The organism is Streptomyces hydrogenans (assembly GCF_014656075.1).
GTDB lineage: Bacteria > Actinomycetota > Actinomycetes > Streptomycetales > Streptomycetaceae > Streptomyces > Streptomyces hydrogenans.
In genome coordinates, this window is sequence record NZ_BNBS01000182.1 from 1 (window position 1) to 11,486 (window position 11,486).

6 protein-coding genes and 1 pseudogene are annotated in these 11,486 nt (G+C 76.6%); 3 read left to right on the forward strand and 4 right to left on the reverse strand.

All coding sequences use genetic code 11. The features are described from left to right. The first annotated feature begins 3 nt into the window (after positions 1 to 3). Positions 4 to 1,890, forward strand: coding sequence for a glycoside hydrolase family 5 protein (locus IE321_RS38605; RefSeq protein ID WP_190226361.1), 1,887 nt, complete (start codon positions 4 to 6; stop codon positions 1,888 to 1,890). 121 nt (positions 1,891 to 2,011) lie between these two features. Here IE321_RS38605 and ligA read toward each other — a convergent pair whose 3' ends face one another. From ligA to IE321_RS38620, 3 genes are all read right to left on the reverse strand, one after another. Further along, the gene (ligA, locus tag IE321_RS38610; protein ID WP_043225074.1) at positions 2,012 to 4,102 is read right to left on the reverse strand and encodes an NAD-dependent DNA ligase LigA; all 2,091 of its coding nucleotides are present in this window, start codon (positions 4,100 to 4,102) and stop codon (positions 2,012 to 2,014) included. A 274-nt stretch (positions 4,103 to 4,376) separates the two neighbouring features. After that, on the reverse strand, positions 4,377 to 5,378 hold the full coding sequence (locus tag IE321_RS38615) for a nucleotidyl transferase AbiEii/AbiGii toxin family protein (RefSeq protein WP_190226357.1): 1,002 nt from the start codon (positions 5,376 to 5,378) through the stop codon (positions 4,377 to 4,379). Next, positions 5,375 to 6,040 carry a hypothetical protein gene (locus tag IE321_RS38620; protein ID WP_226651868.1) on the reverse strand — a complete coding sequence of 222 codons (666 nt, stop codon included), beginning with the start codon at positions 6,038 to 6,040 and terminating at the stop codon, positions 5,375 to 5,377. The genes IE321_RS38615 and IE321_RS38620 overlap by 4 nt, the downstream gene beginning before the upstream one ends. A 211-nt stretch (positions 6,041 to 6,251) precedes the next feature. Here IE321_RS38620 and IE321_RS38625 point away from each other — a divergent pair, with 211 nt between their 5' ends. Both IE321_RS38625 and IE321_RS38630 read left to right on the forward strand, forming a co-directional pair. Next, positions 6,252 to 7,121 (forward strand): hypothetical protein, encoded by an 870-nt coding sequence (locus IE321_RS38625; protein ID WP_190226359.1) that lies wholly within the window; start codon positions 6,252 to 6,254, stop codon positions 7,119 to 7,121. Positions 7,122 to 7,176: 55 nt separating this feature from the next. Then, positions 7,177 to 11,319: a HEAT repeat domain-containing protein gene (locus IE321_RS38630; RefSeq protein ID WP_190226360.1), complete on the forward strand. Its 4,143-nt coding sequence runs from the start codon at positions 7,177 to 7,179 to the stop codon at positions 11,317 to 11,319. 73 nt (positions 11,320 to 11,392) lie between these two features. On the opposite strand, the pseudogene IE321_RS38635 reads toward IE321_RS38630, so the two are convergent. Next, a pseudogene (locus IE321_RS38635) lies at positions 11,393 to 11,486 on the reverse strand (ABC transporter permease); the annotation flags it as partial.

Genomic DNA, 11,486 nt, shown 5'->3' on the forward strand with positions numbered 1-11,486 from the left:
GCCCTGCTCGCCGCCACCGTCTCCGGCGCCACCGCCGCGCTCGTCGCGGCCGGCGCCCCGGCGTCCGCGCCGGCCGCCCTGACCGGCGCCGAGCTCGCCGCCTCCTGGACCGCCCCGCTCTCCACCCGCGACCGGTACGTCGTCGACGCCGACGGCGACCGCTTCAAGCTCAAGTCCGGCAACTGGGCCGGGGCGCAGGGCACGTACGAGGGCAGCGGCGACGTCGGCGACCCGGCCAACCACCAGGCCGACCAGATGTCCCACAACATCCCGCTCGGCCTCGACCGGACCCCGATCGACCGGATCCTCGCCGACTTCCACGCCCTCGGCCTCAACAGCATCCGGCTGCCCTTCGCCAACGCCCTCGTCCACGACACCACCCCGGTGCCCGACGCGGCCGTCGCGGCCAACCCGCAGCTGAGGGGCAAGACCCCGCTCCAGATCCTCGACGCCGTGGTCGCCGAACTCACCGACGACGGCTTCGCCGTCATCCTCAACAACCACACGACCAGCTACCGCTTCTGCTGCGCCCTCGACGGCAACGAACGCTGGAACAGCGGCCAGTCCACCCGCCAGTGGATCGACGACTGGGTCTTCCTCGCCAAGCGCTACAAGGACAACCAGCGCGTCGTCGGCGCCGACCTGCGCAACGAGGTCCGCCGCGACACCTGGGACGACCCCAACTGGGGCTGGGGCGACGACCACGACCTGAACCAGGCGTACGAGCAGGCCGGCAACGAGATCCTCCAGGCCGACCCCGACCTCCTCATCGTGATGGAGGGCATCAACTGGCAGGGCATCCCCACCGACCTGACCCCGCACGGCCGGCCCACCCTCACCCCCGTCGCCACCCTCTCCAACACCCTGATCCACTCCGACAAGCTCGTGTACGCCGCCCACTTCTACGGCTACACCGGCCCGAACCACTCCGGCGCCACCGGCATGGGCGAGACCACCGACCCGCGCTACGAGGACCTCACCCCCGAGCAGCTCGTCAAGGTCGTCGACGACCAGGCGCTGTTCGTCACCCGGCCCGGGCAGCACTTCACCGCCCCCGTGTGGATCAGCGAGTTCGGCGCGGGCGGCCGGGGCGACCTCGACGCCAAGGAGCGCGACTGGTTCACCCGCTTCACCGACATCCTGGTCCGCAACGACAGCGACTTCGCCATCTGGCCCCTGGTCGGCTGGACCGGCACCGACGGCAGGCCCCAGGACTCCTGGGCGCTGATCAGCTACGGCAGGACCGGCGAACGCCTCAGCCTGCTGGAGCCCGGCGACTGGCGCAGCGCCGACTGGACGAAGCTCGTGGGCGCGCCCGCCAGGGCCGGCGCGATCCCGTGGGCCCCCCGCTGGAACATGCTCAACCTGGACCACCGCGACTACGACGTCTCCGCCACCATGCTCGCGAAGCCCGACTGGTCGCCCGGCAACCGCAAGGGCAACTGCCCCGACACCCAACGCCTCGTCGGCCTCGGCCGCGGCGACAGCCGGGGCCTGTGCACCGACGCGGGCCGGCCCGCGAAGGGGAGCGGTGCCTGGACGGTCGTCACCGACGAGCGGTACGTCACCGGCGGCGACTGGGCGAGCGGCTACGACAAGCTCCAGTGCCCCGACCGGAGCTTCGCCGTCGGCTACAGCGTGAGGAACAACGCCATGGCGGCCCTCCTCTGCGCCCCCGCGGCGACCGCCCTGCCCACCACGGGCCGCACCCTCTGGTTCGACCGGGGCGACAACCGGCCCGCCACCGGCGGGTCGAACGCCGGCGACTGGGCCCCCGGCCACTACAAGGGGCAGTGCGCCGACCACGAGTACGTCGCCGGGGTCGCCTCCACCTGGAAGTGGCTCCACTACGGCGTCCCGGACGCCCTGCTCTGCCGTCCGCTGGTCTGACGGCCCCCTCCCGCACCCCCGTCCGGGAGCGGACCGTCGTGTCCCGGCCGGAGATCGCCGGGCCACGCCGGGCGGGGGAGCCGGGCGGGGCGGGCGGCTGATCCCCGGCGGGGGCCGGTGATCAGCCGAGGTAGTCGGCGACGAGGTCGGCGAACGCCTCCGGGGTGAGGACCTCGACGCCCAGCTTCTCCGCGGCGACCGCCTTCGAGCTGGGCTTGCCGGTGGCGGAGGGCGCGGAGACGAGGTAGGTCGTCCTGGCGTTGACGCCGCTGCCCGCGCGGCCGCCGGCCCGCTCGATCAGCTCGTTCATCTGCGAGCGGCCGTAGCCGTCCAGCCGGCCCGTCATCTTGCCGGTGACGACCACGGTCCGGCCCGCGAGCGGGCCTGCGGCGGGCGCGGCACCGTCCGCGCCGGGCTCGCCGGCCGGCTGGGCGGCCCGCTCGGGCTCCGTCATGTTCACGCCCGCCGCGATCAGCTTGTCGACGACGGGGGCGAGGGCGGCGAGTTCGGCGACGACGACCGGGGCCTTCTCCGGGCCGATGCCCTCGACGGCGAGCAGCTCCTCGGCGCTCGCGGCGCGGATCGCCTCCATCGTGCCGAAGTGGGCCGCGAGCCGCCGCGACATGCGGCGGCCGGTGCCCCGGATGCCGAGGGCGCAGAAGACCCGGCTCAGCGGGCGGCTGCGGGCCAGCTCGAACTGCTCGGCCAGCTTCGCACCGCGCCGGGCGCTGCCCGCGGCGACGGTCAACTGCTCCTCGGTGAGCGTGAAGAGGTCGGCCACGTCGGCGACCAGCCCCGCGTCGATGAGTGCCTTGACGTACGTCCTGCCGAGGCCGTCGATGTCGAGGACGTCCCGCCCGGCGGCGTACTCGACGAGCGGCGCGAGCGCGCAGCCCGCGCCCTTCGCGCACCGCCAGCGCTCCTGGCTCTTGTCGATGTCGCCGCCGCAGTTCGGGCAGGCGGCGGGCAGCGGTACCGGGACGGCGCCGTCGGGGCGCAGTTCGACGACGGGCGCCTGGACGCGCGGGATGATGTCGCCGGCCTTGTAGACGGTCACCGTGTCGCCGAGGTGGAGGTCGCGGCGGGCGATGTCCGCCGGGTTGTGGAGCGTGGCGCGGGAGACCGTCGAGCCGTCGATCTCGACCGCGTCGAGGAGGGCGGTCGGCGCGAGGACGCCGGTGCGGCCCACCTCCCACACGACTTCCCGCAGCACCGTCTGGCGCTCCACGGCGGACAGCTTGTACGCGATGGCCCAGTACGGGAAGCGGCTGCCGAGCCCGGCCTCGGCCTGCTCGGCCGCGCTGTTCGCCTTCACGACCACGCCGTCGATGCCGAACGGCAGCCCGGCGCGCAGCGCGCCGATGGCGTCCACTCCCGCCTGCGCCTCGGCGATGGTGTCCACGACACGCAGTCCGGCGGGGGTGTCGGCGGTCGTCCTGACCCCGGCCGCGGCGACGGCTGCCAGCACCTCGGCGTGCGTCCCCCCGGCGGGCAGAAACGATCCGCCGTCCAGGTCCACGGCGCCGTACGCCCAGAACGTCATCTCCAGCCGGTACGGCCGGTCCTTGGCCCGCAGGGTCCCCGCCACCGCGTTCCGCGGGTTGGCGAACGGCGTGCCGCCGTGCGCCGCGCGCACCTCCTGCGCGGTCTCGAACTGCTCGTGGGTGAACAGCACCTCGCCCCGCACCTCGAAGGTCACCGGCTCGGCCAGCACCTCCGGCAGCCCGACCACGGAGCCCACCACATGGCTGACGTCCTCGCCGTGGGTGCCGTCGCCGCGGGTCACGACCCGCACCAGCTTCCCGTCCCGGTAGCGCGCGGCGATCGCGGCGCCGTCCAGCTTCGGCTCGACGGTGTACCCGCCCGCGACCTCGCGGCCGAGGCGCCGCCGGAGCGAGGCGTCCCAGGCGAGGAGCTGCTCGGGGCCGAACACGTTGTCCAGGCTCAGCAGGCGCGTCGTGTGCGCGACGTCGCCCTCGGGCGCGGCGCCGTCGGCGACCAGACCCGTCGGCGACTCCGGCACCTCGCCCGGGTGCGCCGCCTCCCACGCCAGCACGGCCAGCCGCAGCGCGTCGTACGAGGCGTCGTCCAGCGGGCTGTTCTCCCCCGCGTAGTAGGCGCCGGACGCGGCGCGCAGCCGGTCGATCGCGGCCTCGTAGGCGGCGGGGCTGGACAGGACGAGGTGCGCCTCAGCGGCGGGAATCGCGGTCATGGGTCCATCTTGGCGCGGGGGTCTGACAACGCCCCTCCGGCGGGCGGGGGCGCGCGGGACGGCCGGTCGGAGGGGCGCCGGACGACCTGGAGCGCGTATGGACGGCCCGTCAGGAGTTGAGCGGGCGGGCCCGTCGGGAGTTGAGTGGGCCGTCCGTCAGGAGGCGATCGGCCCGGTCCGTCGGGAGCTGAGCGTGCGGGACCGTCGGGAGCTGAGCGGGCCGGCCTCCGGGAGGCGAGCGGACCGCCCGTCAGGAGGCGGTCGGCCCCGCGCGTCAGGAGGCGAACGTCGGGGCCAGCGCGGTCAGCAGGCGGGTGGTCAGTTCCTCGCGCACGGAGCGGCCGGACTCCGCCCCGGGCGCGCCCAGGTCGTCAGGGAAGGCCGACCAGTCGACCTCGTGGGCGGCCTTCTCGAACACGGCGAGGTCCAGGGGCGTGCCGAGGCCGCCCGGCCACTCGTGGGCCTCCCTCAGGACGGTCTCCAGGAGGGAGAGCGGCAGCGCGCAGCTCTCGGCCAGGAGGACGGCGTCGTACAGGTCCTTGGCCTGGGGGTACAGGTCGCAGCTCAGCCACTGGAGCTTCCACGCCAGGGACAGTTCCCGGTCCGCCGCCGGGACCCGCACGCCCGCCACCTCCGCCGGCCGCGGCGGCGTCGGGAGCCGCTCGTGGAAGACGAAGTCGAGCTGGACCTGGCCGCCGGGCAGGCCGGGGGCGGTCCAGGGGAGGACGAGACGGTGGCCGGGGACGCGTTCGTAGGACCAGATGTACTCGGTCACCGCGCCGGCGTCGTCGATGACGATGCCGGTGTCGAGGGTGCGGGCCAGCCGCTCGGCGGCCTCGGCGATGCCGTCGAGCATGGCGCGGGTGCGCGGCTCCTCGATGCGCCAGGTGTCGGGGACGACGACGAAGTCGATGTCCTTGGGCGGGCGGGCGTCCTCCCCGAACCAGGCGGACATCAGCATGCTGCCGCGCAGCACCAGCGCGTCCGCCCACGCCGACCCGGCGACCGCCGCGAGCACCAGGTCGAGTGCGGAGCGGCGTGCCTCCTGCCAGCGGGCGCGGACCTCCGGGTCCCGCACGACGTCGTCCGTGGGACGGAACGCCTCGCGGAAGTGCTTGAGGGCGGGGTCGAAGGCCCGGTGCCGGACGGCGGCCGGCCCGATGCCCGCGGTCAGCGTGCTCGGGGGCCTTTCGTCGCGCCGGTGCCGCTCGGCGGCCGGTTCGCCGGCCGTTCCGGGTCCGTCCGGGATGGGATCCGTCCACGTCGAGCCGGTCATCGGGTCTCCTCCGTTCGTGGCGGCCTCGCCGGGGCCGCGTGGGGGCGGGCGACGGCCGGTTCCAGCCAGCCGTCGTCCACCGACGGGTCGCTGTCCGAGAGCACCAGCTCCCGCTCCTCGCCGACCACGTCGTAGCCGGACGCGGTCAGCGCGGCGAGCAGCTCGTCGCACGCGCGCAGGGCGGCGGGCGCGGGGCCGGGGTGCCGCTGGGTGACGAAGCGCTCGTGCCGGCCGCCGGGCCCGGGCAGGGTGCGCCGGGCGTTCCAGGAGACGTGCGCCCCGTGCGGGACGACGAGGGCTTCGAGCGCGGCGCGGTCGTACGACGCCGGGAGGGCCAGCTTGAGGTGGTGCTCGTGATAGCCGCCGCCCGGCCCCGTGGGCTCCGTGCTCCAGGGCACGGTCTCCACCTTGACCCGCACCGGCGCGAATCCGGCCTCCCGCAGCGCGGCCACGAGCGCCGGGTGCCCCGTCCGGTCGGGCAGCGTCAGCATCGGCTGCACGCGCGTCCGTCCGCGGGCCAGCACGATGGTCGTCACCTTGAGCCCCCGGCCTCCCGCCCACGCCTCCAGCCGAGCCGGTTCGTCCTCGCCCGCGCACTCCACGGTGACGTGCGTCTCGAACGCCCCGCCCTGGTCGACGCCCCCGGCGTCCCTGTTCCTCACGTACACCCGCGAACCCTTCCCCCGGCGGCCCGAGTGTGTCAGACGGGCCCGCGTCACCTCCTCCGGATTTCCGCGCGTGACCCGGCCGTGCGGGTCGGCGGGGCATGCGGCAGGATGCGGGGCGGAGGGGATTTGAATGTGTTCAGAAATGGTGTCGGGTGGGGCGGGAGGCCGCCACGCGCGGGTGGGGGAACGGCTCGACCACGTCCTCATGACCTCGACGGTGGTGCTCCTCGTCGAGGCCGTGGCCGGAGCGTTCGCCTGCCACGTGTGGCGCGAGTCGCTGGAGTCGACCGGCCGGCCGCAGAGCGTGCTCGGCCTGTTCCTCCTCGCCCTGTCCGCCCCGTTCGTGGTGGCACTGGTGGCGATCACCGCGCTGGTGGTCTCGGCCGTGGTCGTGGCGCCGCTCCTGGCGGGGGCGGGGTGGCTCGGCCGTCGGTGCTCGGGGCGGGAGGCGTGGTGGTGGGTTCCGGTGTCGGCGGCGGCGGTGACCGCCGTGGCCGTCGCCGCCGGCGGTCTGGCGGGGAAGCCGGGCCACGGGGCCGCCACCGCCGTCTGGGGGGTGGGAACGGTGGTGCTCGCCGTTCCCGCGCTGATCGCGCGGGGGCTGCTGCTGCCGGGCCGCCCGCGGTTGTCGGACCGCTCCGTCGTCGGGGCACTGGCGCTCTGGGGGACACTCGCCGTGGTCACCGCGTGGGCGGTCGCCGGCGCCGTCCTCGACGCCGGGGTCGCCTACGAGCCCCCACGACTCGACGAAGCGCGCGTCGCGGGCACGTGGTCCGACGGCAGGGGCGGCACGCTGACCCTCGGGGCGGACGGCAGGGCCACGGCCCACCGCGTCGAGGTCCACGCGTTCACGGGCGACGTCGAACCGGTGGTCCGCAGGTGCACCGGCACCGGCACCTGGTGGTACCGGTCGGGCGACGAGCCGTGGTCGCAGAGTGTCCACGTCGCCGTCGAGGGCTGCGCACTGGAGCCGTGGGGCGTCTACGGAAGTCCGGAGCACCCGAAGATCTTCGTGTACGCCGGCGACCCCGACGTCGCGGACGTCTACGTTCTGCGGAAGACGGACGCGCGCTGAGGACGGGTGACCGGCGCGGCGACGGGCGCCGTGGCCGGGACCGTACGATCCGGGAGTGAGCCCCCAGTCGAACGCGTCGCCCCGTTCCCGCCTTCAGCAGCAGCCGTCGCCCTCGCCCTCGTCGGTGGTGGCTCGGGTGGCGTCGTTGCGGGCGGAACTGGTGCGGGACCCCGGGGCGTTGCGGCGGGTGGCGCCGGGGGAGGTGCTGTACCAGGCCGTTCGCGGGGTGGACGGGGGCGACGTCGCGCTCGTCCGGGGGCTGGCCGGGAGTGCGGACGCCGTGTTGGAGGGGGAGGCGCTGCGGCTGGCGCGGGAGGGGCTGCGGGCGGGAGGGCTCGGGCCCGGGGTGGTGCGCAAGGTGCTGCTGGGGCTGCTGAGTTCCCGGTCCGTCGCCGTGGTGAACGGCGCGCTCGCCGAACTCGCCGAACCCTGGGCGGCGGTCGAACCGCTGCCCGCCTCCGTGCTCGCGGGGCCACTGGGGGCCGGGACGGCCGACGCGACGCTCACCGCCGCCGCCGCGCACGGGCACGGGCAGCTGCTGGGGCGGGTCGCCGGGGACCCGAACGCCCCGCCCGGGGTACGGGGGCGGGCGCTGGCCCTCCGCGGGGAGACCGCGCGGCGTGAGGACGTACCGGCCCTGCTGGCGCTCGGCGGGACGGATCCCCTGCTGCTCGCGGGGCCGACGGTGGCGTGTCTGCGCGCCATGCACCGGCGGGGTCACTTCGTCACCGACGCCGACGTCCCGGCGGTCCTGGCGCTGGCGCTCGCCGACCACTCCGTCCCGGCCGACGCCGTGGCGACCGTGCTGTTCACCGCCCGCCACGCGCTGCTGCGCCTGCTCGTCGACACCGGGGCCGACGATCCGGCGTGGCCGCGCCGCCTCGACCTCCTCGTCGCGCTGGACGGGCAGGGGGTCGCGGGCCTGCCGGTCGGCGCGGAGATCGCCCGTGTGCTGCCGGTCGCCCCGGATCCGGGGCCCTTTCTGCGGGCCCTGCGCGAGGTGCGGGATCCCGGTACCGAGGCCGCCGTCCTCGCCGCGCTTCCGGACGCGCCTGCCGAGGCGCTCGCCACGCTGGAGGCCGTGGGCGGCGAGCGGACGGTCCGCGTCCTGGGGGCCGCCCTCGGTCTCGACGGGCCGACCGCGGACGCCCCCGGCGTACCGTCCGCGGCGGCCGTGGAGCGGGCGGTGCGGGCCCACCGGAAGAAGGCCCTGGAGCTGGTCTGGCTGCTGAACGAGGACCCAGAACGGCGGCGACACCTCATCGTGAGCGTGGACGCGGCCGAGCTGCCCGCCCGGATGGTCGCCGATCTCGGGGGGCCCGATGAGCACGAACTCGGCCTTTTGGCCACTCACTTGGAACCGGACGAGCCCGTCGCCGCCCTGCGCCGGCTCGCCGCGCACGCGGGCCCGGGGCTGCTGCCGGTCCTCTCCGACCTGCTGCTGCGGATCGCCGGAGAGGCGGCCGCGGCCTGGGAACCCGGCGGTGCGGGGCCGGTGCCCGAGGCGGAGCCCGTCGTGCCGGGGGAGGCCGTGGACGCGCTGGAGGCGCTCGGGCGGCGGCTGCACGCGCGCGGCCGGATCCGGCCGGTGTGCCTGCTGGACGCCCGGCAGGCCGACGCCGGGTCCGCGCTCGTCACCGACCTGGTCCTCGGGCTGCTGGACCGGCCCGGCCTCACCGCGGGCGAACAGACGGTCCTGCTCAGGGTGTTGCTCGACCTTCCGGAGGCGCCGCACCGGACGATCCGGTCGCGCGCGCACCCGTTCCTGCGCCATCCCGACTGGCACGTGCGCAAGCACGCCGTCGCCCTCCTCGCCCGGGACGCCGACGGCGGCGCCGTCGCCGCCGTGTCGGCGACCCTGCTCGCGCTGACCGGCCCCGACCGGGACCCGCAGACCGTGCGCCGGACGCTCGAAGCCCTCGGCGACGCCCGAGCCCGCTGGGCGTCCGACGCGATCGCCGGCTGCCTCGACCACCCCGCCATGAACGTCCGCAAGACGGCCGCCCGCGCCCTCGCCACCGCCGGTACGGCCCGGGCCGTACCCCCTCTCCTCCACCACCTCGGACGCGCCGACAACCCCGGCCTCCGCGCCCTCCTCCTCGACGCCCTCCGCGCCCTCCTCGGAGCCGCGCTCACCGCCACGGCCACCGCGGCGGCGGACGGCGCGACGGACGCCCGCACCCGCGAGCGGCTCCTCGCCGCGCTCCCCGGCGAGCCCGCCCCCGACCCGGACGAGACCGACCTCCGCTCGCTGGTGGAGGACGGCTGGGACCCGGACACCGGGCTGCGTCTCGCCGCACGCCACGCCGGGGAGCGCGGCTCCCGCGCCAGGGGGGCGCGGCTGCGGGACACGCGGCCGTACCTCTCCGACTGGCTCGCGCTCGCCGCCACGTCGGAGCGGGCGCGCCGGGCCGTGCTCACCGTGCTGCCGGGCGGCATCTGCCCCGCTCCGTGGACCGCCCGGGAACGCGGCGTGTTCGCCCGGCACGTCGGGGTCCTCCTCGACGGCCTCGCGGAGGCCGAAGGGGCGGCGCGCGACGGCCTCGTCGAGATCCTGGAGGCGGTCGCGACCCACCGGCGTCCGGACGTGCGCGAGGACATCGCCCTGGCCGTACGGTCCTTGCCCCCTCGGGCCCCCGGGCAACGCTCCGTGCTGCCGCTGCTGGGGCTCGCCGGCGCCGACGCCGACCGCGCCGACCTCGACGTCGCGCTCGACGCCGCCGACCTCGCCGCCGACCCGCTCGCCGCCCGCGCCCGACTGCTGCGGGAGACCTTCGCGACCGGCGGCCCGGAGGAACGGCCGCCCTGGCACGACGCGGTCGCCGCCTCCACCCGGAGCGCGGCGGACCTCGCCGCCTGCCGGGCGCGGGGCGTCGCCGCCCGGCCGCGGGCGCTGCTCGCCGCCCTCGTCGACGTGCAGGCCGGGGCGCCGCGGGACGTACGGGCCGCGCTCGTCGACTGGATGATTGAGCTCCAGCCGCTGGGCGCGCCTCCCTGGACGCTCGCGGAGGACGCCGCCCGCGCCGCGAGCACGGGGCCGGACGGCGCCCGGCCCGCCGATCCGGACGGGGTCCGGTCCGCCGCGCTGCGGGAGCGGCTGCTCTCCCTCCTGGACTCCGACGAGCCGCCGGAGCGGAACCGGGCCGCGGGCACGCTGCTCGCCTGGCCCGAACCGGACGCGCGCGCCGCCGTGCTCGACGCGTACCTGCGCGGCCGGATCGACGAGCCCGCCGACGGAGGTGCGCGGGCCGCGCTGGGCCGGGCGCTGACGGAGGCCGACCCCGCACGCCTCCTCGGCGGCACGGACGGGGTGCGGGCCGACCGGGTCGCCCGCGCCGCGGCCGCCGGACTCGACACCGGGTGCCTGCCGGTCCTGCTGCCGGTGCTGCTGCACCTGTGGGAGCACGGGCCGCAGGCGGCGCGGCGGGAGGCGTACGACGCGCTGCGGCGGCTGCCCGCCGACGCCCTGGCGGGCCACCTGGAGAGCCGGCTCGCCACCGGGGAGCGGGGACCGCTGGGTCTCCTGGCCGGCCGCCGGCTGCTGCGCACCCCGGTCCTCGAACGGCTCGGCGCGCGCCACCCGGAAGCAGGCCTCGTCCTCGTCGACGGCCCGCTGCACGGCCCGGAGGCCGCCGGCCTGCGGGAGGCCGCGCTCCGCACCCTGCGCGAGCGCGCCCCGGCGCCGGCGTCGTCGTCGCCGGTCCTGTCGTACGAGGAGGCGGTCGCGTCCCTGCGGTCGCCCGAGCCCCGGCGGGTGCGACGCGTCCTGGCCCATCTGACCGAGCACGCGGGCGCCTTCGAAGGGGCCCTGTTCGAGGGGCCGTTGCGGGAGCTGCTGGCGCACCCGGAGACCGGCGTGCGGCTGCACGCGCACCGGACCTCGCGGGTGCTGCTCGACCGTGACGCGCATCTGCGGCTGACCGAGGCCCTGTTGGACGACGCCCGGCCGGACGTGGTGCGCGGGGCGATCCGGGTGCTGTCGCAGGCGCGCCGGGGGTCGGCCGTCCCCCGGTTCGTGGCGCTCCTCGACCACGGGCGGGCCGTCGTGCGGCGGGCGGCGGAAGCGGCCGTCCTGCACGCGGGACCGGAAGCCGTCCCGGCCCTCCGGCGGGCCGCGTCGCACGCCCGCCCGGACCGGCGGGCCGTCTACGAGCGGCTCCTCGCCCGGGTGCGGGAGGAGGAGCGGGACGCGCGCTAGAGGGGGAACGCGGCGGGGGCGGCGTACGCCGACGGCTGTCGGGTACGCCGCCCCGCGGCGGGTCGGGCGTGCGTCAGGAGGGGTCGCGGTCGAACGTCGCCTTGGACCAGAAGTAGCCGAGGACCGTGAGGCCGAGGCACCAGGCGACGGCGAGCCAGCCGTTGTGG